Genomic DNA, 26,932 nt, shown 5'->3' with positions numbered 1-26,932 from the left:
CCATGAACGCTACTGTAGAACAGCTTGCACCTGTAGAACAGCAAGCGACCAATAATTGGGTTGTTGCGGCGCTATATCAATTTAAAGAAGTTTCAGATGCAGCAGACCTGCAACAACGTCTTTTGAACTTAGTGAAGAGCATCAATTTATGTGGAACTCTGATTGTAGCGTCTGAAGGAATTAATGGAACTGTTGCTGGCGACCGTGCCGCGATTGATACCGTTCATCAATTCCTTTTAAACGAAGGTTTCAATGCAATGGAATATAAAGAGTCTGAAAGCTCTGAAAAACCATTCCGTAAAATGAAAATTAAACTTAAAAATGAAATTGTCACTTTAGGTGTCGACGTTAAGCCACGTGATTTAGTTGGCCACTATCTTGATCCTAAAGAGTGGAATGATCTGATTAGTCGTGATGACGTGATCCTGATCGACACTCGTAATGACTATGAATACAAAGCGGGTACATTTAAAGGTGCGATTGATCCGAAAACTGAAAGTTTCCGTGAATTTCCGGAATATGTAAAACAAAACCTTGAACAACATAAAGACAAAAAAATTGCGATGTTCTGTACGGGCGGTATTCGTTGCGAGAAATCAACTTCTCTCCTTCTTCAAGAAGGCTTTAATGAAGTTTATCATCTCAAAGGCGGTATTTTAAAATATCTAGAAGAAACCCCTGCCGAAGAAAGTATGTGGGAAGGTGAATGCTTTGTATTTGATGGTCGTACTGCGGTGACTCACGGCGTTGCAGAAGGTGAAAATATTAAGTGTCACGCTTGTGGATGGCCACTTACTAAGGTTGAAGCTGAATTACCAAGCTATGAACACGGTGTGTCTTGTGTTTACTGTATTGATAAAACTACGGATAAACAAAAAGCTGGCTTCCGTATGCGTCAGTCACAAATTGCAGCGGCAAAACGCAAACGCCTATAAATAAGTATAAAGATTTAATCAAAAGCCTTAGCTCAAACTAAGGCTTTTTTTTTATTTTAATCATCAAAATTATTAACCAATACATCATTGAGAGTTATCTAGACAAGCATTATTCTAACCCCTAACTCACAAATCACATTTAGGCGCTATGGGACTGGAAGGCTGGGTATTATCCATCATGGAGAAACTAGGATACTTGGGTATCGCATTTTTAATGTTTCTTGATAATATTTTCCCACCAATTCCATCCGAAATCATTATGCCATCCGCAGGCTATACTGTGGCAAAAGGTGAACTGACTTTAATCGGAGTGATTATTGCTGGTAGTATCGGCTCACTTCTAGCCGCGGCATTACTGTATTGGATTGGTAGAAAGATCCCGCAACACCACCTTTTTACTCTTGTCGAACGCTACGGAAAATACCTACGTATTAGTGTTGCTGATCTTGAAAAATCATTGGCTTGGTTTGAAAAATATGGGCATAGGATCGTTTTTTTTGGTCGTATGGTACCTGCAGTTCGCTCTTTAATTAGTATCCCAGCAGGTATGAGCAAAATGCCTTTTAGTAAGTTCATGGCTTACAGTGCTGCAGGTACAATTCTTTGGACCACTCTTCTTGCCTATGTTGGTTATCATTTTAGTGAAAATCCAGCATTGATGAGTGCTATTACACAGCGTATTGGCACTATTATTTTAGCTATTGCAATAGCATACGTACTTTGGTTCTTAATCAAAAAATTCTATTTATCAAAAAAATAGTAGATGACATTTTCAACTCTATTTAAATGGATACTGAGGTTCAAATAATGCAACATGATTTTTGGCATGACAAATGGCAAAACAATAATATTGGTTTTCATCAAGACCAACCTCACGCCCTACTCACCCAATATTTTAGATCATTAGATTTAAAGCCTCATGCTCGTATTTTTGTTCCACTTTGTGGTAAAAGTTTAGATATAAGCTGGCTAATCAATCAGGGTTATCAAATAGTTGGTATTGATCTTAGCCCTATTGCAATCCAAGATCTTATTTCAAATTTAGGATTGAGCTTTAAAGAGGCATAATCAGGTGAATTGACTCACTATCAACATCCTCAAATTGAATTATTCGTTGGTGATTTTTTCCAGTTAACAGCACAACAACTTGGTGATGTAGATGCTGTTTATGATCGAGCTGCCCTAATCGCTCTTCCACCGCAAATGCGAAGCCAATACACACAACATTTGTTAGACATTACAAAACAAGCACCTCAGCTATTAATTAGCCTTGAATATGATCAAAACTCACTTAAAGGACCACCATTCTCCGTTTCTGAACATGAATTAACTGAGCACTATGCAACGCATTATCAAATTAAATTATTGGAAACAATAACAGAGAATCTTAAGGGTAAAGTAATCGCCTATGAAAATGTTTGGTCTCTGGGCAAATCACCACAAATAGATTAAATAGCGAAGAGAAATATAAAAGCATTGAATAGTGATCTCCACTTGATGCTTCCTCAATCACAAAAACCTTAACTCCCAAACGAGATATAAAAAACGTCCTCTAAAGGACGTTTAATATTTAATTTGGTGTCAAATTATGCATTACTTTTGTAACTGCATAAGATGTAGCATCACGCTGGCGTGTGATACATAAGATAAATTTCGTTCAAATTATCAGGAATTTCTTCTGCTAATTCATCCATCAATTGACCATTGCGGCGGAAAGATTCCATTTGTGGATCTTCTTCATCAATGCCACTAAACACCATAATTGGTAAAGTTAAATCAACCAATTGTTCTTCAAACTCTGGAGCAAACCATGCCTCTTCATTTAAGAACATTGCATCAACAAAACCAACGCTCCAATCACCTAAACTTGAATCAACATCTGCTTCTTCAATTTCAAAAGGGAATTCAATTCCGTTTTCATTGGCTAAATCTTGGCGAATAGACTCTAACCAAGCTTTGATTTGTTCAATGATTTCACTAGGAACTTTCTTTTGATTACTCTCAAAAAGCTCATCCAACCAACGATCAAATTTTGGACCAACCGCAATAGCACACAAAAAGCCATGAGTCGCTGCAAAATCTAAACCGTGCTCATTTTGATCACCGTCAAGAAAATTACTCAATAAGTCTAAATCTAATGTGCTCATTTTATGATCCAAATTTTAAATACACGGCAACAGCATAACATTTTCAAACATAAAGTCTTAGCAATTTTGCTTCACTTTAGTCATCCAAATCATCGTCGTCGAAATCATAATCGAAATCTTTTAATTCTCGTTCTAAACGGCGTTGAGCGAGTAGATCATCAATCAAACGGCGCTTTTCTAATGATTCTTTGGCACTGATTTTGCCTGATGACTCATCAAAACCAACATCATCCTCACCGTAGTTATCATCATCTAATTCGAAATCTGTAGAAGACACTAACAGTACCTCTAAATGAAAAAATATAAATGGGTCTAGCCGCTATTTATCGGTCTTATCAGACCTTGTCAAGTTTTATTTGATTTTTTTACTATAAAATGGTGTTTTGTACTTTTTTTCATCGTTTTTTTTGTGTATTTATATTCTAACAATTGTACAAATGAAAAAATTCTTGAATAGGAATTCTCTGCTTGAAAAATTATGACACATCCCAATATCTAAGAAACTACAGTTCAATCCAACCTATTTTTTATTTAAAGCTAGCGGATCAAATCCAAAACATTCCTCGTGAATTGTGCTATCATGCACGGTTTTTCACCGCCACAGATTCAACAAAAGAGTAAGCAAAGATGAGCGATATGAATTCCCCTACTTCGCAAGTAGCGGCTCTGATTAGCCGAGGCAAAGAACAAGGTTACTTAACTTACGCTGAGGTTAACGATCATCTACCAGACTCAATTACGGAAAGTGAGCAGATTGAAGACATCATCCAGATGCTTCAAGACGTTGGTATTCCAGTGCATGAACGTGCGCCAGAAACTGATGACACCATGTTTGGTGAATCTACTGAAGCTGCGGACGAAGTCGCTGAAGAAGAAGCTGCTGCCGTACTCGCATCGGTTGAAAGCGAGCCTGGTCGTACCACTGACCCTGTACGTATGTACATGCGTGAAATGGGGACAGTTGAACTTTTAACGCGTGAAGGCGAAATTAGCATTGCAAAACGTATCGAAGAAGGTATTCGTGACGTTTTACATTCAATTGCTTATTGGCCAAATGCTGTTGAAGTCGTTTTACAAGAATATAATGACTTTTTAACAGGTGAGCGTCGTCTTGCCGATATTCTTTCTGGCTATTTAGACCCAGAAACTGATGATGACATTCCAGAAGTACTGGAAGAAGAAGCAGAACTTGAAGAAGCTGAAAGCGCTTCACCTGCGACGAAAGATGTAAAACTTGACGATGATGACGAAGACGAAGAATCTGAAGGTGATGATGATTCTGAAGGTGATTCAGGTCCAGATCCTGAAATCGCCAAAGTTCGTTTTTCTGAACTAGAAGCTGCTTGGAATGATACAAAAGCAATTGTAGCAAAACATGGTCGCAATAGTGACGAAGCAAAAGCTGCACTAGAAGCTTTAGCTGCTGTCTTTATGATGTTCAAATTCACACCACGTTTATTTGACATCATTTCAGAAATGATTCGTGGCACACATGAGCAAATTCGTACCAACGAACGTGAAATCATGCGTTATGCAGTGCGTCGTGGTCGTATGGATCGTAATCAATTCCGTACAACCTTCCCTGAACAAGAGTCAAATCCAGCTTGGTTAGATGAACAAATCGCGAAAGCCCCTACTGAAACCAAAGCACATTTAGAAAAAGTGCGCCCTGACGTATTGGCATTCCAACAGAAAATTGCCGATATTGAGAAAGACCTTGGTTTGAACGTAAAAGATATCAAAGATATCTCTAAACGTATGGCAGTTGGTGAAGCGAAAGCACGTCGTGCCAAGAAAGAAATGGTTGAAGCAAACTTACGTTTGGTTATTTCAATTGCGAAGAAATACACTAACCGTGGCTTACAATTCCTTGATTTGATTCAAGAAGGCAACATCGGTTTGATGAAGGCTGTAGACAAGTTTGAATATCGTCGTGGTTATAAATTCTCGACTTATGCAACTTGGTGGATTCGTCAGGCGATTACTCGTTCAATCGCCGATCAAGCGCGTACTATTCGTATTCCAGTCCACATGATTGAAACGATTAACAAGATCAATCGTGTATCACGTCAACTTCTTCAAGAAATGGGACGTGAACCGACACCTGAAGAATTAGGTGAGCGTCTTGAAATGGACGAGGTTAAGGTTCGTAAAGTACTTAAAATCGCAAAAGAACCGATTTCGATGGAAACACCGATCGGTGATGATGAAGATTCGCATCTTGGTGACTTCATTGAGGACTCAAACATCACATCTCCAGTCGATGCTGCGACCTCAGAAGGTTTAAAAGAAGCGACACGTGAAGTGCTTGAAAACTTAACAGAACGTGAAGCTAAAGTCTTAAAAATGCGTTTTGGTATCGATATGCCAACCGACCATACTTTAGAAGAAGTAGGTAAACAGTTTGACGTAACACGTGAACGTATCCGTCAGATTGAAGCGAAAGCGTTACGTAAACTTCGCCACCCTTCTCGCTCTGAACATTTACGTTCATTCTTGGAAAACGACTAATCTTTGAGAAATCTTGTGCTAGACCAATGCATGGTATTGGTTTAGCGCAGGACTTGAAGTTCAACACTTCATCCCCATCTAGTGATTAGATCATAAGCGCCTGCACTGATGCAGGCGTTTCAAATTAAAGAGGTTGCTCATGTTAGACCGCACTCCTTCTCGTGAATTACAAGAACATCTTTGGGTTTTCCCGATGGACTATCCAATCAAATTGATTGGTAATGCAGGGGATGAACTTCGAGTGGCTGTTGTTGATATTTTGCAGAAGCACTTCCCTGAATTCGATGGTGGTACAGTAAAAGTACAACCTTCACGTACAGGTAAATACCACTCTTTAACCGCACAATTACGCTTTGAAGAGTTAGAACAAGTTCATGCGCTATATGCTGATCTTGCAGCCTGTCCTTTAATTAAGACAGCGCTTTAATACAATATAGGGATATACAATATATCCCTATATTTTTCGCAATATACAAATAATTATAATCAGCGACAATTTGTAATGTTTTTGTTACTATAATAGCCATATATTACTAGGAGTAACAATAAGTGCAACAAACAACCCTTCTGTTCTGTATTATTTCAACGTCTTTCCTCGTTGGTTGTGAAAAATTATCTTTTAATTCTGCTAAATGTAATAGTGAGGATACTCGTAAACTAGTCATCGAACTTATAAATAAAGATATTGATCAATTAACATCAGAACAAGTTAAAACACTTATCAATACTCAAAATATAACCCTAGATATGGGAAAAGTCAGAAGTACAATTAAACAATTTGATATTACAGTTAATGATGTCAGAACTAACAACTCAGACCCTAATAGTAAAAAAGAATTTTGTGCGGCTGAACTAGATATTAAGATCCCATCACAGATTATAGATGCTGCGAATGAAAGTCGAAAGCTATCAGACGAAACAGATATTGCACAGCAGGCTGTTTTAGATGATCTTAAATTCGAATTAAACCAATTAAAACACGAATTAGAATATTCAGTTCAACCCACAGATGACGCAAAGAAAATCTATGTCTCTTTAGAAAATCAGAATCTTATTTCAAATTTTGTTGCAAAAATCACTATTGACTCTCTCACTAAAGCTGCTAAACAAAGTGCTAAACAGCAAGCTGAACAAGCAGAAGCAGAAGCGGCTCAAGCACAAGCACAGGCTGAAACTGAATATGCACAATTACGTATAAACGAAGCTCAACAACAAATTGATGCCGCAAACGCGAATCTTAATTTAGTTTGGAATGCAACAACCAAAGAGATTCGTAGTCAATTATTAGATAGCCAAAAAACATGGTTAAAAAAACGTGAACTCGAATGCAAACTACAAGGTAATAATGCCGAATATGGTGAAGAAGAAATCACTACCCTTAACTGTGAAACAGAAATGACAAACTCTCGAGTGGATCAATTAAAACAAGCTATTTATCAACTTGATTCTAATTATTAACCTATTTCCCTTACACTAAAGATATTGGAATTTTTTATGAAAAAACTCGTATTACTTAGCTGCCTGTTTGGCCTCCCTATACTACACGGATGTTCATTTACGGGTCAAAAGCATCTTAAATGTGATGATCCTAATGCTATTGTATTACTACAGAAAAACCTACAAGAACAATTAGAGAAAAAACTTGATATAGGATTAAAAGATTTAATCAAGAAAAATCTTTTGGAAGATGTAGATACAAGTAAACTTCGAGTATCAGCTAAATCTATCCAGTTTAATTTAATGGATAGTCGTACCAATCATATTGATCCAGATAGTCCCAAAACAGAATGTGCAATTGATTTAACAGCCACAATCCCATCAGATATTATTAAAAAATCTGACAGTGTCCGTAATATTGCTAATACATCAAATACAGAAGACCAAGCACAAAAATTAGAACTTGATTTTACTCAAAGTAAAGCAAAAATCACTTTGGACTATATCTTACAGCCTTCTGACAAAGGTGATAAAATTTTTGCAACTATTACCAACTCAGACAAACTTACTACGCTTCTTTCGGACACGCTATTTTATGCATTTATTAAACCACAAGTAGATAGTGGGAAAATTGGCTTTAATGGTCAACAACATGAACCTGATACTCAATATTCTAATGAAGAATATTACGAATAAATTCATAAATTTTTTTGAAATAGAATTTCATAGCTTTTATAGAGTTATGAGAATCTATTTCGAAACAAAAAAATATCTTTTAATACCCATTTTAAATACAATAATCTAGAATCAAATGAATCTATCTATTCCTATGGATATTTTAAGCCCTCAAGTTAATACTCCCTCCTTAATCATTCGTTGTTTCAATGATCTACAAGACTACACAGCTCGTTTTGAAGCAATGAAAGACTTCACAACTCATCGTGATGAAACCACACCCGATGAAGTTTGGTTATTACAACATCAAGATGTTTTGACTCAAGGGCAAGCAGGCAAAGCTGAACATATCCTTACGCACAGCAGCCTTCCAGTTGTCCATACTGATCGCGGGGGACAGGTCACTTGGCATGGTAAGGGTCAACTCGTTGCCTATTTCCTATTAGATTTAAACCGTTTGAAATGGCATGTTCGAACTCTAGTCAGCTTTGCTGAACAAGCCATGATTGACTTGCTGAAACAATACAACATTGACGCTTACGCTAAGCCTGATGCGCCAGGAGTCTATGTTGATGGTCGTAAAATCGGGTCTTTAGGTTTTAAAATTCGCCGTGGTCGTAGTTACCACGGTTTAGCCTTAAATATTGATTGTGATTTAACAGGCTTTCAAACCATTAATCCTTGTGGATACGCAGGTTTAGAAATGGTACGCTTGCAAGACTTGCTTGAAGATTACCCAAGCTTTGAGCAACTTTGTCATGATTTTATTCGCTATTTACAAAATACGAATTTCTTTCATGACCTTATAGTCAAATCTGAATAAACTACTTTTAAATTCCAAAGAAATAAATTAGAGTAATTACTCTAAATTTGCTTTTGCATAATTTTAACAAGGGATACGCGAGTGATTTCGACCAAAGCAGTGAAGCCCACTTTGCAATTTGCCTACGTAAAACTCATGATGGATGTCGTCGGTCGTGGTTTAGTAATGGCAAGCCAAGTGGATGACGAAGTACAACAGGAAGTCTCTAAATTTCCAGTTGGCTTTATACTTTCAATGAATGTTTTCCCAAATGGTCCTGCATTTATTGCACGAGTGACCGAAGAAAAACAATTAGAGCTTTTATCCAACTATAAAGGCAAACCTGATTTAACAATTACCTTCAAACATTTAACTCATGCTTTTCTGGTATTTTCTTTCCAAGAAAGTACTGCTCAAGCATTTGCCAATGACCGTATGATTGCTGATGGTGATGTTTCAAGCGCCATTCGCTTAGTGCGTTGTTTAAATAAAATGGAAGCGTTAATTCTACCTAAATTAATTGCCTCACTTGCTGTGAAACGTTATCCAGCTGAATTAACATTCAAAGAAAAATTCACTGGCGCAAAAAATATCTACCTCAAAGTCGCACAATCATATTTCAAACGGAGCGCATAACATGGCTAAGCCTTATTACGAATTTTTTTGTCCTGTAAAGGTAATTGCTGGTAATGCTGCGTTAGAGCATATCCCTTTTGAACTTGCGACTCTTGGTTCAAAACGCCCAATGATCATTACCGATAAAGGCGTACGTGCAAATGGTCTACTCAGCCCAATTGAAGCTGCTTTTAGCACAACAGATGCTGTAATTGGTGCAATTTTTGATGACGTTCCACCTGATTCAAGCCTGGAAGTAGTACGTGCAGCAGCACAACTGTATCGTGAAAAAAAATGTGATGCGATTATTGCGATTGGTGGTGGTTCGGTTATTGATACATCGAAAGCAACTAATATTTTAGTTTCAGAAGGTGGCGATGATTTATTGCAATACTCAGGTGCGCATAACCTACCAAAACCATTAAAACCATTTTTCGTGATTCCGACAACGTCTGGTACAGGTTCTGAAGCAACTATGGTTGCTGTCGTTTCTGATACGCAAAAAAATGTCAAACTTGCGTTTGCTTCTTATTACTTGATGCCACATGCTGCAATTCTTGATCCGCGCATGACACAAACATTGCCACCACACCTAACCGCAATGACAGGTATGGATGCACTAACTCACTGTGTTGAAGCTTATACATGCTTAGCAGCGAATCCTTTAAGCGATGCTTATGCAAGTGCTGGCATCAAGAAAATTAGTGAAAACTTATTCAAAGTTTTAGACAATCCAAGTGATGCACAAGGTCGTTTAGAGCTTGCTCAAGCATCAACTATGGCGGGAATCGCATTCTCTAATTCAATGGTAGGTTTAGTACACTCACTTGGTCATGCTCTGGGTGCGGTGGCTCACCTACCCCATGGTCTTTGCATGAACTTATTCTTGCCATATGTGCTTGAATACAACAAAGAAGTCAATGGTGCTAAGATTGGTGAATTATTGCTTCCACTTGCAGGTGCAGATATTTATGCACAGACACCTGCTCATCTGCGAGCCGAAAAAGCCATTACAACTATTTTAACCATGCGTGATCGTTTATTCACGCTTACTAAACTTCCACGCACTTTACGTGAAACGGGTAAAGTGACAGAAGCGCAGTTAGACGAAGTTGCTGAAAAAGCGTTAAATGATGGTTCAATCATTTACAACCCAAAAGAAGCGAATTTAGAAGATCTTCGTGCAATTTTGCAAAAAGCATGGTAATTCATTAAGTTAAATAAATAATTTAACTTTCAAAGCCCCGATATAATCTCGTTATCGGGGCTTTGCCATTTTAAATGAATCTTTATTCATCTATTTCTTTGGCGAATTGGCAAAAAAATTGCTAAAAGAAGCATAAAAGTACTGACAATTTATAATAAATTACGATAAATTGGCGCACTTCTTTTTTTGTAGCAGGGGTTATTTTTGTCTCAAATGACCCTTAAAACCATAGCTGATCTTTGATCAACGATTATGAGGATAACGCCGTTGACAAATATTTCTGGGACTCCATCGGTAGCTAAACTGCAAAAAACGCTAGGTCTCTGGCACATTATCATTATTGGTTTGGCTTATATTCAACCGATGACCTTGTTTGACACTTTCGGTCTGGTATCAGAAGAAAGTCATCACCACGTTCCTACCTCTTACATTGTGGCATTGATTGCGATTTTGTTTACATCGCTAAGCTATGGGCACATGATTCGCCGTTATCCATCTTCTGGATCGGCTTATACTTACGCTCAAAAATCAATCCACCCAAATGTTGGCTTTATGGTGGGGTGGTCTTCTTGGCTCGATTATTTACTATCACCGATGGTCAATATCATCTTGGCGGGAATCTATCTGGATGCCTTATTTCCAAATGTAAACCACTGGGTCTGGGTGATTATCCTGACTGCCTTTATGACTGGCATCAACCTGCGTGGCGCTCGTTTTGTTGCAAACTTTAATAGCTTGATTGTTTTAGTTCAACTGATCGTCATCGGTGTATTCACCTATTTGGTTTATAACAAACTACAAATGGGGTATAACGCAGAAGGTCCAATTACTGCAGAAACACGCTATCAACTTTGGAGCTTACAACCGTTCTGGAATGAGCTAACCTCTATTGGCGCGTTAATTACAGGTGCGACTTTACTGTGCTTTTCATTTACAGGTTTTGACTCGCTAAGCTCTCTAGCAGAAGAAACCAAAGATACTGAAAAGACCTTACCAAAAGCGATTTTCTTGACTGCATTATTCGCAGGTGTAATTTTTATTATCAGCACCTACTTTATGCAAATTTACTTTCCGAATGATCCTAAAACTTATTTTGAGGACGTCGCCGCAACCCAACCTGACATCCTGTTGCTGGTGGGTGGTTCGCTGTTCCAGTCCTATGTGCTTGCCTTTGCGATTGTGACGGTCATGGCATCAGGGATTTCTGCCCATGCAGGCGTATCACGTCTGATGTATGTGATGGGTCGGGACGGTGTGATTAACAAGAAAATCTTCGGCCATATTAGCCATAAAACATATACCCCATCTTATAATATTATCATTGTAGGATTGGTCGCATTAAGCGCTGGTTTTATGAGTTTGGATGTTGTGATTTCAATGATCAGCTTTGGTGCTTTGATTGCATTTACTTTTGTAAATCTCTCAGTGATTTCTCGCTATGCATTACGTGATGGCCGTACAAAGAATTTCAAAGATATTTTAAACTTTGTCATCATTCCTCTTTGTGGCTTCCTGAGTGTCTTCGCTATGTGGCTAGAAATTGAAGATACAGCATTAAAATACGGTTTATGGTGGGCAATGTTTGGTGTTTTATATTTAGGCTATAAAACCAAAGGCTTTAAATATAATGCACCTCAACACAATGAACACGAATAAAATCATCTAAATCTAAAAAGGCGCTAAATGCGCCTTTTTATTAACTCAAAAACTTAGCTATGCAGTTTTTCAACAATTGATTTAACACGTTCCGCATACAGCTTCGCTGTTTCTAAGTCCCCTGTTGGAATCTCATCTACACTCGCATCAGAAGGTGATTGAACCAGTAAACCAACAGAACCGCCTAAATTATTCACATCTTCGCGTTTTGCGGCTTTGGTATTGGCTGGAAGTAAACCTAAACTCACCCAAATACCACCATGCTGAGAAGCTAAGGTTTGTAATTGAATCAACGTCACTTGTTTATCACCATTTAAACTTGCACTGTTTGTAAAGCCTGCAAAAACTTTATCTTGCCAACCACGTGTGAACCATAACCTTAGTTGTTGCAAGCCCGTATGGTGATCTCTAACCCAAGGAATTAAAGTTGTTTAAAACCCTGTTGTCTCCACGCTTCATAGACAATCACGGCGGTTGCGTTAGAGAGGTTTAAACTTCTTGAATTTTCAGCCATTGGCAGACGAATCCATTGCTCTTGTGGGAACATTAAACGCACTTGTTCAGGTAAACCACGAGTTTCAGGCCCCATCAACAAAGCAACTGGACGATTAAGATCGACTGTATGCGGTGTCGCTGTACCTTTAGTGGTCAATGGAAAAACATGCTCAACACCTTTGGTTTTTAAATCGGCAAGACAGAGTTCGATATTGTCCCAAATTTGCATTCTTGCCCATTCGTGGTAATCCAAACCTGCTCGCTTCAATTTCTTATCGTCTAGTTCAAAACCTAAAGGTCTCACTAAATGCAATTGAGCACCTGTATTGGCACACAAACGAATAATATTACCTGTGTTTGCAGGTATTTCTGGTTCGTATAGGACAACATGAATCACTTAATTACTCACTTATACATATATTGGCTAGCTTAGCACAGAACCTAATTTACTAAAAAATATGGCCATTAGCTTCACTCAGGCATAGCCTTCGTCTTGCGTTCGGGCAGCGATAATCAATCGCTGCTTCTCCTCACTCATGCCATTTTAACTGTTCACGCAGACTAACTACTTCACCAATAATGGTTAAAGTCGGTGCTACGATATGATGCTCAGATACTTTGGTCGCTATATCCGCTAAAGTTCCAACCACCACATTTTGATCTGGCGTGGTACCTTTGGAAATAAGTGCAACTGGCATATTTGGACGCTGGCCGTGAGCAATCAGTTGCTCACAAATGCGTTCTAAACCAACTAAGCCCATGTACAACACCAGAGTTTGGTTTTCATACACTAGCTCATTCCAAGGAAGTTCTGGTGATCCCTCTTTAAGGTGTCCTGTTAAAAAACGTACGCTTTGTGCGTAATCACGATGCGTGAGTGGAATACCTGCATAAGCAGAACACCCTGAAGCCGCTGTAATACCCGGCACAACTTGAAATGTAACATCAGCTTCAACTAATTCTTGAATCTCTTCGCCACCACGCCCAAAAATAAATGGATCACCGCCTTTTAAGCGGCAAACACGCTTACCCTTTTGTGCATATTCAACCAACAAAGCATTAATACCATCTTGCGGGACTGAATGATTAGAACGTGCTTTACCGACATAAATCTTTTCAGCATCACGGCGGCACAATTCTAAGATTGCTGCAGAGACCAAACGATCATAAATCACCACATCAGCTTGTTGCATCAAGCGTAATGCTTTTAAAGTCAGCAACTCTGGATCACCAGGACCCGCACCCACTAAATAGACTTCACCTTTCGGTGCAGTCCATTTTGTTAAGGCTTGTTCAATTAAATTATTTGCCACCTCAAGATTGTCATTAAAGACTTGTTCTTTTAGTGGGCTTGCGTATAAGTTTTCCCAAAAAATACGACGCTCATCTGGATTGGCAATTTTTTCTTTCACCTGTTTACGCCATTGACCAGAAAACTCAGCTAATTTACCCATACCATGTGGAATAGAACTTTCTAACTGTGTACGAATTTGACGTGATAAAACAGGCGAAGCTCCATTTGAAGCCACAGAAATAACGAGTGGTGACCGATCAATAATTGCAGGCACCATAAAACGACAATTTGGAATATCATCTACGCTATTGACGAGAAGATTACGTATCTCACATTGCTCAAAGACAGCTTTATTCACATCAGGCTGATCTGTCGCTGCAATCACTAGGCGATAAGGCGTTGCTAAAATATTTACAGAAAAAGGGGCTTGGATATATTGACCCAGTGACTTCTCAACTAATTGTTGCAAATCAGGCTCAATCTCTGGTGCAATCACATCAATAATCGCACCAGCTTTGACTAACAAGTTTGCTTTGCGGTAGGCAATATGCCCACCACCCACAATCAGGCAACGTTGCTGCTGCAACTTTAAAGAGATTGGGAAAATTTCCACGATACGCCTCTATATTTTTTAGATCTGATTGAGCTAAAGCAAAAACTATGCACAAATTCGATGCATTTTAGTCGATATAACTAATACCGCCCATATATGGACGTAACACTTCAGGAATCTCAATCGAACCATCCGCACGTTGATAGTTTTCCATCACTGCAAGCAAAGTACGACCTACAGCTAAACCTGAACCATTCAACGTATGCACCAATTCGATCTTCTTCTGATCTACGCGGTAGCGTGCTTTCATTCGTCGTGCTTGGAAATCGCCCATGTTTGAGCAACTTGAGATTTCACGATAGGTATTTTGGCTTGGCACCCATACTTCTAAGTCATAAGTTTTGGTTGCACCAAAACCCATATCACCACCACAGAGCAAAATTTTACGATATGGTAAGCCTAATGCCTGCAAAATGCCCTCTGCATGTGCAGTTAGTTCTTCAAGCGCCTGCATTGAGTGCTCTGGTTTTGAAATTTGCACCATTTCGACCTTATCGAACTGATGTTGACGAATCAAACCACGGGTATCACGACCATAAGACCCTGCTTCACTACGGAAACATGGTGTATGTGCTGCGTATTTAAGTGGTAAACGATCTGCATCTAAGATTTCGTCACGCACAAAGTTTGTTACTGGCACTTCTGCGGTCGGGATCAGGTAATATTCTTTTTCACCTTGCAACTTGAATAAGTCTTCTTCAAATTTAGGCAGCTGACCTGTACCACGTAAACTATCTGCATTGACTAAATAAGGTACATACGCTTCGGTATAACCATTTTTGAGCGTATGCGTATCTAACATAAACTGCGTCAAAGCGCGTTGTAGACGTGCCAAAGGACCTTTGAGTACGCTAAAACGTGAACCTGTTAATTTGGTTGCTGTTTCAAACTCAAGCCCACCCATCCACTCACCAAGATCAGTATGATCTTTGATCTCAAAATCAAATTGGCGTGGTGTGCCCCACTTTAAGATTTCAACATTATCGCTTTCATCTTTACCTTCTGGAACAGATTCATCAGGTAAGTTAGGAATCGCCAGTGATTTTTGCTCTAGTTCAGTTTGCAACTCAGCAAGCGCAACTTCAGCAGCTTTGATTTCATCGCCAATGGCAGCCATACGCGCCATGATTTCAGACGCGTCCCCACCTGACTTTTTGATTTGACCAACCTGTTTTGCGCCCGCATTACGCTCTGCCTGCAAGTTTTCAGCTTTGGACTGCAATTCTTTACGGCGTGCTTCTAAATCCGCCCATTCTTGTACATTAAGCTGAATACCACGTTTTGCTAAAGCAGCATTCACTGCTTCAATATTATTTCTGAGTAATTTTGGGTCGATCATAATCAATCATGAATAGAGAAAAAACTGGCTATAGTGTAAGGCTTTAACCTAAAAAAATACAGCGATTGGCAATAAACTATCAGCATCTATAAACAATGTTTAGATGCTGACTAACAACTAATTTGGCTCTTTCGGTAAGCTTGGTAAATATTCAGACTTGATAAATTTTTTGGCTGAATAATACGGTAAAGTTAATTCGCTCATCCCTTCTGCATAAGAGGCCAACTCATACAATGGATAGACGAACACGATCCCATTGACTCCATAATAAAAATTATCACTGACTTGCAATTGATCTTTCTTAATTTGGTGATCATCTAACCAGTTTTGATTAGCAGCATATAACTCATCACGAAGTTTTTGATTCATTTCGGGTTTCAACAACTCTGCAACAGTAATATGTTTCTTATTCGACAAATCAAAATTCACAAATTCCTGATGCGACATACCATGTGCCGCACCCGCAGGGTAACTATAGGTCTGAATGGCAAAAGTCGCCAAATTATAGTTTTGCCCCACAAAACGCACGTAAGTACTACTTTCACTGAGTGAAGGTTCATCGGCTGGCAGCTTGACTTTCTGGTCAGCGATATTAGCAAAGGCATTCGGCTCTGCCTTTTTCATACGATTAAGAAAATATTCATCAATCCATTTTTGATTGGTTTCAACATTTTGTAAATCATACTTGGTACAACCATCTTCTAAACAGACTTTTTGTTTGGGTATTTTGACTGCAATAACTTTCGCTTGAATGAGTGGAATATCTACTTTGTCCTTTTCATTAGTTGTATCTTTTTTAGGTTGGCAACCTGTTAATGCAATAACTGTCAGGATAGGAAGAAGCGGAATATTTTTTGATAATTGTGTAAAGTTCATCGTCATGCAAGTCTCTGATGTTTTTCTTCACTATACAAAGCCTTGCCTATAGATGAAATTAAGAAATGTATCTACATTTCACCTCAAAGAGCAACAGTAATTGCAGCTCTTTGAGTATTTAGAATATTACTGATCAATAATATCCGTACCTTTCGGTGGCGTGAAATTAAATACTGATGCAGGAATAGTTGGATTAACTTTTACATTAGTAAATCGAACATTCGTTGTTTGACCTAAAGAATCTTGTAAGACCATCAAGTTAGGTGCCTTATTTGCACCAAAACTAATCGTTAAACTTTGAAATGCTCCATCCTCTTGTTTTGGATACAAAGTATAATAAAGCTTACTACGATCAGGCTGCGTTACGCGATAAGATTGCATAATCTGTTTGGTATTCCCTGACAGTAAAAGCGCTGGGGTATTCGCAATTTGATCATCCAAACTTTGACGTACTGCCTGTTGAAGATCAGGATCATAAATCCAGACGACTTTACCTGTAGTCACAATCGTTTGTTTAGCAGGACTTGTGGTTTCCCAATAAAACTTTCCAGGTCGTTCAACTTTCATTGAACCTTTAAAAGTCTGGTTCATATGTTGTGCAGTTAAACCTTTTTTCTGAACTGCTTTATTACTCGCAGCTACTTTGGTACTTTGTTCAAAATCTGCTGTGAATCTTTGTAAGCCAGAGAGTTGTTGAACCAAACTATTCGTCGCCTGCTGAGTCGATGCAGCCACAGGTGCAGCAAATACCTGACTACTCACAACAGGAGCAAGTGTAGCTACACTTAAAGTTGTTGCATAAGCGATTTTTTTTACGAAATTCATAAAATGAACCTTCTATCAGATTTTTACTGTTATGACGACATCTTACTGTTTTTGATCATTTAAAAAATGAAGAAAAGCATTGGTTTTGTGTAATTCGTGTCGCAAAGGTCTGCATTATGTATGAAGTTACAGCGTTTATGTAGAGATTGTAAATATAAAAAAACCCGCTAAAAGCGGGTTTTTTTGAACCATTAAAGCTTAAGCTTCAACAGTTACATAGCGACGGCCAAATTGACCTTTCACTTCAAATTTTACTACGCCGTCAGCAGTAGCAAATAAAGTATGGTCACGACCCATACCAACATTTGCACCAGCGTGGAATTCTGTACCACGTTGACGAACGATGATGTTACCAGCAGTTACAGTTTGACCACCGTAAACTTTAACACCTAACATCTTAGGATTCGAATCACGACCGTTCTTCGTCGATCCACCGGCTTTTTTAGTTGCCATGTCTATTTACTCCTGAGTTAGCCTGCGATACCAGTAATTTTCAACTCGGTAAACCATTGACGGTGACCTTGTTGCTTACGGTAGTGTTTACGACGACGCATTTTGATGATGCGGATTTTGTCGTGACGACCATGGCCAACTACTTCTGCAGTTACTTTTGCGCCAGCTACTACTGGAGCACCGATTTGAATGCTGTCACCGTTAACAACCATTAATACGTCATCAAACGTAATAGTTGAACCAGTTTCTGCTTTCAACAATTCTACTTTAAGGGTTTCACCCTCAACAACACGGTGCTGTTTACCACCGCTTTGGATTACTGCGTACATAATGTACTCCAACATGCCCGTGTCGTCGTGTCGATAAAGGGATATACCGAGCTTAAAACGAACGCCACTGGGGTTATACAAGGGGAGAAATTTTAAGTGAAAATTGATCAAACAACAAGTCATTTTGCACAAATGCAGAGATATTGATAAGTTGCTTGGATTTTTTAATGAAATCAATTAGATTGATGTCGGCTTGTTTTGATTGATTCTGATCAAAATTTGAAATACATTTTTAAAAACAAATTGCGACAATAACAAACTGTGTTTTTATCAAGTCATAAGTAGAGTGATATCGGTTTATAGAGAATTGCCTTTATTTGACTAAATTAAGACCAAAAAACTCACCGTCTTGTTGTAAATCACAGATTACATGACTTGTATAACTGTTTAGCAATAAATTAATTGATACACTTGGCAACATTATCCACCTATACGAGGTTTTCCTTCATATGGTTATCGATTTCAAGCAAGACATTCTCTCCCCTGTTGCGACAGATTTTGCTGCGATGGATCACCTGATCAATGAAGGTATAAGTTCTAAAGTTGGTCTTGTTATGTCGGTGAGTAAACATGTTGTTGAAGCTGGCGGTAAACGTATGCGCCCAATCATGTGTTTACTTGCTGCTCGTGCTTGCGGCGTCGCAAACATGCAACATGCCCAACATTTAGCGGCAATTATCGAAATGCTACACACTGCAACATTGGTGCATGATGATGTCGTTGATGAATCCAACTTACGCCGTGGTCGTCCAACCGCAAATGCAACATGGAACAATCAGACCGCCGTTCTGGTGGGTGACTTCCTGATAGCACGGGCCTTTGATTTGCTGGTGGATTTAAACAACATCACTTTGCTCAAGGACTTCTCAACAGGAACCTGTGAGATTGCGGAAGGCGAGGTTTTACAGCTTCAGGCCCAGCACCAGCCAGACACCACTGAAGAAACCTATCTCAGAATTATTCATGGTAAAACCTCACGCCTGTTTGAACTGGCAACTGAAGGCGCAGCAATTCTGGCGGGCAGAGAAGAATATCGTGAGCCACTACGCCGTTTTGCTGGCCATTTTGGCAATGCCTTTCAGATTATTGATGATATTTTGGACTACACCTCTGATGCCGACACATTAGGTAAAAATATTGGTGATGATTTAATGGAAGGTAAACCGACTTTACCGTTAATTTCAGCATTAGCTCATTCAACTGGAGATGATCATGCGATTATTCGTCGCAGTATCGCGACAGGTGGTATCGAGCATTTGGACAAAGTCATTGAAATTGTTCACAACTCAGGCGGCTTAGACTACTGTCAAAAACGTGCCAAACAAGAAACGGATGCAGCTTTAGAAGCGCTTAAAGCGCTACCAGATAATGAATATCGCCAAGCACTGATTAATTTGACCTTAATGGCCTTACATCGACTTCAATAACTTTATGAGTGCCTATGCATTTAACTTTATCTGATTTATTTTTAAAAATGCAGGAACAGCTTGATCAAAACCAAGCTGTTTTAGATGAAAATATTATCATTGAATTAATTAACCGCTTACGGCCAAAAAATCCAAAGGACGCGGACGAAGTTAAACAACAGATTCAGGGCTTCATCAAAATATTATTATTGACGCCGACGTCTGCGCTCCTATTACAAAATTTCTTACTCAAACTGATTAGCCAATACAAACAGATTAGCTTATATGCTGATAGTGGTATTCTTTCATTAGATGGTTTTTGGAATCAACTGAGTCAACGCCTTGGTGCGCACTTTCTTCCATTGGTTGAAGACGGTCAGCAGTTAAAGACTCTTATTGGAAAAGTATTTTACCAAGAAACAGATAGCGAATGGCTTGATCTGATTGAGAATCAAGACTGGATCACTTTATTTAATCTGTTAGCCGAAAGCCAAAGTAATACGGTTGAAAAACAAATTTCTAAAAATGAGTTAATCAAAGCGATTACCGTTTTGTCTTATCGAATCAGTGGTATAGGTTTATATCCTGAATTTATTAATGCTCAGCCAGATATTATTGAATATGAATCCCCCTTCTTAGTTCAAAATCGAGAAATTGTTGAATTCATAGAGAAATATAAAAAACAAATTGATGATCAAGATGCAGTTGTTGTAATGCCACCACCTGATGCTTCTCAGGCATTCGTGATGCTAGATCAATGCCGTGAAGTCGTACTCAAAATTCGCCGTGCAACTAAACGTATTGGTGTGAGTGTTAGCTTAACCTATTTATTGTCTCTACTTGAGCAAGCAATTGATCGTATTGAACTTTTATTGAGCTTATTGGCAAGTAAAAATGAGATACGCTATCTTGCATTAGGTGAATTACTTACTGACTTCACCAAGGCACATTATGATGAAAAAAGTGTTCGTCATTTACTCAGTTCAACCAGCGAACTGGTTGCATTACAGGTCACTGAAAATGCGAGTAAAACAGGTGAACATTATGTAAGCACTGATAGAGCTGGATTTTTGGGTATGTATAAAGCAGCAGCAGGTGCTGGTGCAATTATCGCAACGATGGCCACTTTAAAGATTTTAACTGCTCGTTTAGTGCTCGCACCTTTTACACATGCTTTTTTATATAGTATGAATTATGCATTAGGCTTCATGCTTATCCATGTCTTACACTTTACCGTTGCGACTAAACAACCCGCGATGACAGCGGCAGCACTTGCCGCAACAGTACAACACCAAAAAGGCAGTAAAACAGCTCAAATTGCTGAATTAGCTGCTCTGATTATCAACATTATTCGAACTCAATTTATTGCAATCCTCGGTAACATTTCGATTGCTATACCAGTAGCAGCTTTAATTACTTTTTTATGGCAATACAATCTACATGAACCTTTGCTTTCATCAACAAAAGCAACCAAAACCTTACATGATCTAAATCCATTTACTTCGTTAGCTGTACCCCATGCTGCAATTGCTGGAATATGCTTATTTTTCTCAGGACTACTTGCAGGCTACTTCGATAATTTGGCCATCTACCGAAAGGTTGGTCCTCGTTTAAAACAACACCATCGTTTGAAACGCTGGATGGGACAACAGCGTTTAGATAAATTTGCCAATTATATTGAAACCAATCTTGGGGCTTTGGCTGGTAATTTTCTTTTTGGCATCATGCTTGGCAGTATGGGAACCATTGGTTTTATTCTTGGTTTACCTTTAGATATTCGACATATTGCCTTTGCCTCTGCCAATTTTATTCAAGGTCTTATGACCATCGGTAGCCCTGATATTGGTTTAATCATCGTGTCTTTTTTAGGGGTTATGCTCATCGGCCTGACTAACTTATTTGTTAGCTTTACTTTGACTATTATTGTTGCTTTACGCGCTCGTCGCGTACGTTTCGCACAATGGAAACCATTGGCAAAATTGGTACTCACCCACTTCTTAACACGACCAAGTGATTTCTTTTGGCCACCAAAGCAACCAATCGAAGTAGATGATGATGCATCAAGTGAACAAAAAGTGAGACATTAATCAATTTTTGTTATGTTTTTTTACTGAACCTTGAGAAAATCTGAAAATGAAATTATCATAAAATTTCAAGACTTGACCAAAAGTGTACTCACAAGTACACTTTCAAACATTATATAACCCTGAACAATGGTTAAGCAAATAATGAGGTTCGCATGCCGTACCTACTGCTTTGTATTGGTTGCATTTTTTTCATATTCGGTGTGATTGGGCTGTTTTCTCCAAGCATATCAAATTTAGACCTTAGAGGTGTTCAAATGCTATTTGAACACCGTTCGTTTGCGCTTAACCACGTAGCCGTTCTGTTTTCTCGCCTAGGAGGCATGCCCTTTTTACTGGTTTTAACGTCGTTTTTTTGTATCCATCAAATTCGAAAGAAAAACTATAAAAAGGTCATATTTGTCGCCCTGAGCGTGATCGGTAGCATTGTGATTGGTTGGCTTATGAAATGGGGCATTGATCGACCAAGACCATTGGCGTTTTATCATTTAGTTCAAAGTTATGGAGCATCCTTCCCAAGTGCCCATAGCCTGTATGCTGCAACCCTATCGAGTTTAGTTCTGTTGCTATCACAACAGCACAAATATCGTTCCAGTATCGTTTTAGTATCTGTTTTATGGTTAATAATCATGGGGATATCTAGAGTTTATGCAGGGGTTCATTACCCAACTGATGTATTGGCTGGTTGGGGTATTGGGTTGATTTTGACTTCGTTGCTTTGGTTTTGGCTGTATCAAAGCAATTTCAGCAACAATTTGTTTTTAGATAAAAAATCTAAATTGAGGTGGAACAATGATGTCGGCTAAGCTTTGGGCTCCTGCCCTCACTGCTTGCGCATTAGCAACAAGCATTGCGCTTGTTGGTTGTAGCAAAGATCCTAAAGATGAACAGCAAGCTGCTGCTGCTCAAAAAATGCCGCCTCCAGAAGTTGGTGTTATCGTTGCTCAACCACAAAGTGTTGAACAAAATGTTGAACTTTCTGGGCGCACTTCTGCGTATCAAATATCAGAAGTTCGTCCACAAACGGGTGGCGTTATTTTAAAGCGTTTATTTGCTGAAGGCAGTTATGTCGAAGCAGGTCAAGCGCTTTATCAAATAGATGCTAATACCAACCGTGCAACTGCTGACAATGCTCGTGCAGCTTTATTACGTCAGCAAGCTAATTTAAATGCATTGCGTGTGAAAGAAAATCGTTATCGCCAATTGGTTGGTACTAACGCCGTTTCTAAACAAGAATATGATGATATTAATGCTCAAGTAAAATTGGCTGAAGCTGATGTAGCTGCAGCTCAGGCAGCATTGAAAAATGCTGAAATTACTTTAGGTTATTCAACTGTTCGCGCACCAATCTCAGGGCAATCTAGTCGTTCTTCGGTAACTTCTGGTGCTTTAGTTACTGCAAACCAAGCAGATCCGTTGGTGACAATCCAACAACTTGATCCAATCTATGTAGATATCAATCAATCAAGTGCTGAAATGCTCCGTTTACGTCAGCAGTTGAGTAAAGGTAGTTTAGATAGTAGTAATAATACGCGCGTCAAACTCACACTTGAAGATGGTTCAGATTATCCTATCGAAGGACAACTCGCATTCTCTGGTGCGAGTGTTAACCCTGAAACAGGATCAGTCACTTTACGTGCCGTTTTCCCAAATCCAAATCACTTGTTATTACCTGGTATGTACGCAACTGCAAAAATTTCTCAAGCAGTTCTACCTAATGCATATCTGATTCCACAAGCAGCTGTAACTCGCTTACCTACAGGACAAGCAATTGCTATGGTCGTAAATGCGAAAGGTGCTGTAGAGACTCGACCAGTGACGACAGCAGGGGTTCAAGGTCAAGACTGGATTATTACCGATGGTTTAAAAGCTGGTGATAAAGTTATTGTGGATGGTGTTGCAAAGGTAAAAGAAGGTCAAGAAGTTAAGGCTAAGCCTTACCAACCTCAAGCATCACAAGGTCAAAATGCTGCCCCTAAAGCAAATGAACAAAAACAAGCTGACTCTTCAAAAACTGAACAAAAAGCTACTTCACAAGCTTAAGGGGTAGATTGCATGGCTCAATTTTTTATCCATCGCCCAATTTTTGCATGGGTGATAGCACTGGTCATTATGCTGGCGGGTATTCTCACCCTCACCAAAATGCCAGTTGCGCAATACCCAACAATTGCACCGCCCACGGTGACAATTTCTGCAACATATCCAGGTGCTTCAGCTCAGACTGTTGAGAATACGGTTACTCAAATCATTGAACAGCAAATGAATGGTTTGGATGGTTTGCGTTATATCTCTTCAAACAGTGCGGGTAATGGTCAAGCATCGATCAACTTAAACTTCGAACAAGGTGTCGATCCAGATATCGCCCAAGTACAAGTTCAAAACAAACTGCAATCAGCAACAGCACTGTTACCTGCTGACGTACAACGTCAAGGTGTAAAAGTGACGAAGTCTGGTGCAAGCTTCTTGCAAGTTATTGCATTTTATTCGCCAGATAACAGCCTTTCTGCTTCTGACATTAAAGATTATGTGAACTCAAATATTTCTGAGCCACTGAGTCGTGTGGCAGGTGTAGGTGAACTCCAAGTATTTGGTGGTTCATATGCAATGCGTATCTGGTTAGATCCAGCAAAGCTGACTAGCTTTAACTTGACGCCAAATGATGTTGCAACTGCTATTCGTGCACAAAACTCGCAAGTTGCGGTGGGTCAGCTCGGTGGTGCGCCATCAACTGCAGGCCAAGTTCTTAACGCAACGGTAAATGCACAAACCATGTTGCAAACCCCTGAACAGTTTAAAAACATCTTCCTGAAAAATACCTCAGGTGGTGCACAAGTTCGTTTGGGTGATGTTGCACGTGTTGAATTAGGCTCGGATAACTATCAATTTGATTCTAAGTTCAATGGTAATCCTGCGGGTGGTGTTGCAATTAAACTTGCAACAGGAGCAAATGCGCTTGATACAGCAAAAGCGGTTGAGAAACGTTTATCAGAGCTTCGTAATAACTACCCAAGTGGTTTAAAAGACAAACTTGCGTATGACACAACGCCATTTATTAAGCTATCTATTGAAAGTGTAGTTCATACACTGATTGAAGCTGTGGTATTGGTATTTATTGTGATGTTCCTGTTCTTACAGAACTGGCGCGCAACCATTATTCCAACACTTGCTGTACCCGTGGTGGTATTGGGAACATTTGCTGTTATTAATATCTTTGGCTTTTCGATCAATACGCTGACGATGTTCGCAATGGTACTAGCGATTGGTCTGTTGGTCGATGATGCGATCGTTGTAGTAGAAAACGTCGAACGTGTGATGCAAGAAGAACACCTTGAACCTGTACCTGCTACTGAAAAGTCGATGGGTCAAATTTCTGGTGCTTTAATTGGTATTACCAGTGTATTAACGGCGGTATTCGTACCAATGGCCTTCTTCGGGGGGACAACTGGTGTAATTTACCGTCAATTCTCTATCACTTTAGTAACGGCAATGATTTTATCTTTGATCGTTGCGTTAACGTTTACCCCTGCCCTATGTGCGACTTTGTTAAAGCAACATGATCCGAACAAGCAAGAAAGCAACAATATTTTTGCACGCTTCTTCCGTTGGTTTAACCGTGGCTTCGATAAACTATCAGTAAAATATCAAGGTGGTGTCAATCGTATGACCCATCATAAGATTTTCTCTGGGATCATTTATATCGTAGTGATTGCTGGTTTGGTTGGTCTATACAAAGTGTTGCCATCTTCTTTCTTACCAGAAGAAGACCAAGGCGTAGTTATGACTTTAGTTCAGTTGCCGCCAAGCGCTAGCTTAGAACGTACTGATAAAGTTATTACCACAATGACCGATTACTTCCTGCATAAGGAAAAAGATCATGTTGATTCGATCTTTACCGTTTCTGGTTTCTCGTTCACTGGAGTCGGTCAAAATGCGGGTCTCGCTTTCATTAAATTGAAAGACTGGGGCGAACGTACAACACCTGAATCACAAATTGGTGCGATTATTCAGCGTGGTATGGCACTGAATATGATTGTAAAAGATGCTTCTTACATCATGCCATTACAATTGCCTGCTATGCCAGAATTAGGCGTATCATCAGGATTTAATATCCAGCTGAAAGATGTCAGTGGTCAAGGCCATGAAAAACTGATTGCGGCAAGAAATGCAATTTTAGGTATGGCATCACAAGACAAACGTCTCGCAGGTGTTCGTCCGAACGGTCAAGAAGATACACCTCAATACAAAATCACTGTTGATCAAGCGCAAGCTGGTGCAATGGGTGTCAGTATTAGTGATATTAACAGCACCTTGAGCATGGCTTGGGGTGGCTCTTATATCAATGATTTCGTTGATCGTGGTCGTGTCAAAAAAGTTTATGTCCAAGGTGAAGCGGATACTCGCATGATGCCAGAAGACCTCAATAAATGGTATGTACGCAATAACAAAGGTCAAATGGTTCCATTCTCAGCATTTGCTAAAGGCGAATGGACGTATGGTTCACCACGTTTAGAACGTTATAACGGCGTATCATCTGTCAACATTCAAGGTACTCCTGCACCGGGTGTTAGCTCTGGTGATGCGATGTTGGCAATGGAAGAAATCATTGGTAAGTTACCGTCTATGGGCTTACAAGGCTTCGACTATGAATGGACTGGATTATCTTTAGAAGAACGTGATTCTGGTAATCAGACCCTGCCTTTACTGATTCTTTCGTTATTAATTGTATTCCTATGTCTATCGGCATTATATGAAAGTTGGGCAATTCCGATTTCTGTATTATTGGTTGTACCTTTAGGTATTATCGGTGCCTTTACATTGACATGGTTGGGTATGGTCATTAAAGGCGATCCAAACCTGTCCTTTAATATTTACTTCCAAGTCGCGATCGTAGCAGTCATAGGTCTTTCTGCCAAAAATGCAATTTTAATTGTAGAATTTGCTAAAGAATTGCAGGAGCAAGGTGAAGATTTATTTGATGCAACCTTACATGCTGCAAAAATGCGTTTACGTCCAATTATCATGACTACACTTGCTTTTGGTTTCGGTGTTTTACCATTAGCCCTAGCAAGCGGTGCAGGTGCTGGTAGTCAGCACTCAGTCGGTTATGGTGTACTTGGTGGTGTAATTTCTTCAACACTTTTAGGTATCTTCTTCATCCCTGTATTCTTCGTGTGGATTCGTAGTATCTTTAAGTACAAACCTAAAACTTTAAATACTCAGGAGCATTGATCGT

The 26,932-nt window shown here is 39.3% G+C and carries 24 protein-coding genes and 2 pseudogenes; 16 read left to right on the top strand and 10 right to left on the bottom strand.

Annotated elements, in window-relative coordinates:
* Window positions 1-2 precede the first annotated feature (2 nt).
* From CDG56_RS00405 to tmpT, 3 genes and pseudogenes are all read left to right on the top strand, one after another.
* Window positions 3-935, top strand: coding sequence for a rhodanese-related sulfurtransferase (locus CDG56_RS00405; RefSeq protein WP_087536951.1), 933 nt, complete (start codon window positions 3-5; stop codon window positions 933-935).
* Window positions 936-1,083: 148 nt separating this feature from the next.
* Window positions 1,084-1,695: a DedA family protein gene (locus CDG56_RS00400; RefSeq protein ID WP_087546573.1), complete on the top strand. Its 612-nt coding sequence runs from the start codon at window positions 1,084-1,086 to the stop codon at window positions 1,693-1,695.
* Window positions 1,696-1,742: 47 nt separating this feature from the next.
* Window positions 1,743-2,387: pseudogene (tmpT, locus tag CDG56_RS00395) on the top strand (thiopurine S-methyltransferase).
* 170 nt (window positions 2,388-2,557) lie between these two features.
* Here tmpT and CDG56_RS00390 read toward each other — a convergent pair.
* Together CDG56_RS00390 and CDG56_RS00385 are read right to left on the bottom strand one after the other, a co-directional pair.
* On the bottom strand, window positions 2,558-3,082 hold the full coding sequence (locus tag CDG56_RS00390) for a YecA family protein (RefSeq protein WP_005161776.1): 525 nt from the start codon (window positions 3,080-3,082) through the stop codon (window positions 2,558-2,560).
* Window positions 3,083-3,158: 76 nt separating this feature from the next.
* Complete coding sequence (locus CDG56_RS00385) at window positions 3,159-3,359, bottom strand: PA3496 family putative envelope integrity protein (protein ID WP_004664469.1); 201 nt, start codon at window positions 3,357-3,359, stop codon at window positions 3,159-3,161.
* Between the two features lie 350 nt (window positions 3,360-3,709).
* On the opposite strand from CDG56_RS00385, the gene rpoD reads away from it, so the two are divergent.
* The 8 genes from rpoD (at window position 3,710) to CDG56_RS00345 (ending at window position 11,985) form a co-directional block, all read left to right on the top strand.
* Complete coding sequence (gene rpoD, locus CDG56_RS00380) at window positions 3,710-5,593, top strand: RNA polymerase sigma factor RpoD (protein ID WP_087546572.1); 1,884 nt, start codon at window positions 3,710-3,712, stop codon at window positions 5,591-5,593.
* 139 nt (window positions 5,594-5,732) lie between these two features.
* Window positions 5,733-6,020 (top strand): YbeD family protein, encoded by a 288-nt coding sequence (locus CDG56_RS00375; protein ID WP_004664473.1) that lies wholly within the window; start codon window positions 5,733-5,735, stop codon window positions 6,018-6,020.
* A 122-nt stretch (window positions 6,021-6,142) separates the two neighbouring features.
* A complete protein-coding gene (locus CDG56_RS00370; RefSeq protein ID WP_087546571.1) occupies window positions 6,143-7,051 on the top strand; it encodes a lysozyme inhibitor LprI family protein in 909 nt (302 codons plus the stop codon).
* Between the two features lie 36 nt (window positions 7,052-7,087).
* Window positions 7,088-7,726 carry a hypothetical protein gene (locus CDG56_RS00365; protein ID WP_087543314.1) on the top strand — a complete coding sequence of 213 codons (639 nt, stop codon included), beginning with the start codon at window positions 7,088-7,090 and terminating at the stop codon, window positions 7,724-7,726.
* Window positions 7,727-7,859: 133 nt separating this feature from the next.
* The gene (gene lipB, locus CDG56_RS00360; protein ID WP_087546570.1) at window positions 7,860-8,528 is read left to right on the top strand and encodes a lipoyl(octanoyl) transferase LipB; all 669 of its coding nucleotides are present in this window, start codon (window positions 7,860-7,862) and stop codon (window positions 8,526-8,528) included.
* Between the two features lie 81 nt (window positions 8,529-8,609).
* A complete protein-coding gene (locus CDG56_RS00355) occupies window positions 8,610-9,143 on the top strand; it encodes a hypothetical protein (RefSeq protein ID WP_005161783.1) in 534 nt (177 codons plus the stop codon).
* A 1-nt stretch (window position 9,144) separates the two neighbouring features.
* The gene (locus CDG56_RS00350; protein WP_087546569.1) at window positions 9,145-10,329 is read left to right on the top strand and encodes an iron-containing alcohol dehydrogenase; all 1,185 of its coding nucleotides are present in this window, start codon (window positions 9,145-9,147) and stop codon (window positions 10,327-10,329) included.
* Window positions 10,330-10,581: 252 nt separating this feature from the next.
* Window positions 10,582-11,985: an APC family permease gene (locus CDG56_RS00345; protein WP_171063565.1), complete on the top strand. Its 1,404-nt coding sequence runs from the start codon at window positions 10,582-10,584 to the stop codon at window positions 11,983-11,985.
* A 53-nt stretch (window positions 11,986-12,038) separates the two neighbouring features.
* Here CDG56_RS00345 and CDG56_RS00340 read toward each other — a convergent pair.
* From CDG56_RS00340 to rplU, 8 genes and pseudogenes are all read right to left on the bottom strand, one after another.
* Window positions 12,039-12,365: pseudogene (locus tag CDG56_RS00340) on the bottom strand (NADPH-dependent FMN reductase); the annotation flags it as partial.
* A gap of 41 nt (window positions 12,366-12,406) precedes the next feature.
* Window positions 12,407-12,877 (bottom strand): tRNA (cytidine(34)-2'-O)-methyltransferase, encoded by a 471-nt coding sequence (locus tag CDG56_RS00335; RefSeq protein ID WP_004664488.1) that lies wholly within the window; start codon window positions 12,875-12,877, stop codon window positions 12,407-12,409.
* A gap of 133 nt (window positions 12,878-13,010) precedes the next feature.
* Window positions 13,011-14,387, bottom strand: coding sequence for a siroheme synthase CysG (gene cysG, locus CDG56_RS00330; protein ID WP_087546567.1), 1,377 nt, complete (start codon window positions 14,385-14,387; stop codon window positions 13,011-13,013).
* Window positions 14,388-14,454: 67 nt separating this feature from the next.
* A complete protein-coding gene (serS, locus tag CDG56_RS00325) occupies window positions 14,455-15,726 on the bottom strand; it encodes a serine--tRNA ligase (RefSeq protein ID WP_087536960.1) in 1,272 nt (423 codons plus the stop codon).
* A 117-nt stretch (window positions 15,727-15,843) separates the two neighbouring features.
* Window positions 15,844-16,608, bottom strand: a complete 765-nt coding sequence (locus tag CDG56_RS00320) for a DUF3298 domain-containing protein (RefSeq protein ID WP_087546566.1) — start codon at window positions 16,606-16,608, stop codon at window positions 15,844-15,846.
* Between the two features lie 120 nt (window positions 16,609-16,728).
* Window positions 16,729-17,427, bottom strand: coding sequence for an outer membrane lipoprotein chaperone LolA (gene lolA, locus CDG56_RS00315; protein WP_087546565.1), 699 nt, complete (start codon window positions 17,425-17,427; stop codon window positions 16,729-16,731).
* Between the two features lie 198 nt (window positions 17,428-17,625).
* Window positions 17,626-17,880 carry a 50S ribosomal protein L27 gene (gene rpmA, locus CDG56_RS00310; protein ID WP_004640422.1) on the bottom strand — a complete coding sequence of 85 codons (255 nt, stop codon included), beginning with the start codon at window positions 17,878-17,880 and terminating at the stop codon, window positions 17,626-17,628.
* A 17-nt stretch (window positions 17,881-17,897) separates the two neighbouring features.
* Window positions 17,898-18,209 carry a 50S ribosomal protein L21 gene (gene rplU / locus CDG56_RS00305; RefSeq protein ID WP_004664501.1) on the bottom strand — a complete coding sequence of 104 codons (312 nt, stop codon included), beginning with the start codon at window positions 18,207-18,209 and terminating at the stop codon, window positions 17,898-17,900.
* A gap of 449 nt (window positions 18,210-18,658) precedes the next feature.
* On the opposite strand from rplU, the gene sdsA reads away from it, so the two are divergent.
* The 5 genes from sdsA (at window position 18,659) to adeJ (ending at window position 26,928) form a co-directional block, all read left to right on the top strand.
* Window positions 18,659-19,636: an All-trans-nonaprenyl-diphosphate synthase gene (gene sdsA, locus CDG56_RS00300; protein ID WP_005161816.1), complete on the top strand. Its 978-nt coding sequence runs from the start codon at window positions 18,659-18,661 to the stop codon at window positions 19,634-19,636.
* A gap of 14 nt (window positions 19,637-19,650) precedes the next feature.
* Entirely contained in the window at window positions 19,651-21,702 is a 2,052-nt protein-coding gene (locus CDG56_RS00295; RefSeq protein WP_087546564.1) for a site-specific recombinase, read from the top strand.
* Between the two features lie 152 nt (window positions 21,703-21,854).
* Window positions 21,855-22,505, top strand: coding sequence for a phosphatase PAP2 family protein (locus CDG56_RS00290; protein ID WP_087546563.1), 651 nt, complete (start codon window positions 21,855-21,857; stop codon window positions 22,503-22,505).
* The gene (locus CDG56_RS00285; RefSeq protein WP_087546562.1) at window positions 22,492-23,742 is read left to right on the top strand and encodes an efflux RND transporter periplasmic adaptor subunit; all 1,251 of its coding nucleotides are present in this window, start codon (window positions 22,492-22,494) and stop codon (window positions 23,740-23,742) included. Before CDG56_RS00290 ends, CDG56_RS00285 begins: the two co-directional genes overlap by 14 nt.
* A 12-nt stretch (window positions 23,743-23,754) precedes the next feature.
* Window positions 23,755-26,928 (top strand): multidrug efflux RND transporter permease subunit AdeJ, encoded by a 3,174-nt coding sequence (gene adeJ / locus CDG56_RS00280; RefSeq protein ID WP_087546561.1) that lies wholly within the window; start codon window positions 23,755-23,757, stop codon window positions 26,926-26,928.
* Window positions 26,929-26,932 lie beyond the last annotated feature (4 nt).

This window comes from Acinetobacter sp. WCHA39, assembly GCF_002165385.1.
In the GTDB taxonomy this organism is placed as follows: domain Bacteria; phylum Pseudomonadota; class Gammaproteobacteria; order Pseudomonadales; family Moraxellaceae; genus Acinetobacter.
Note: the sequence above shows the minus strand (reverse complement) of the source record. Positions and strands in the feature narration are given on the sequence as shown.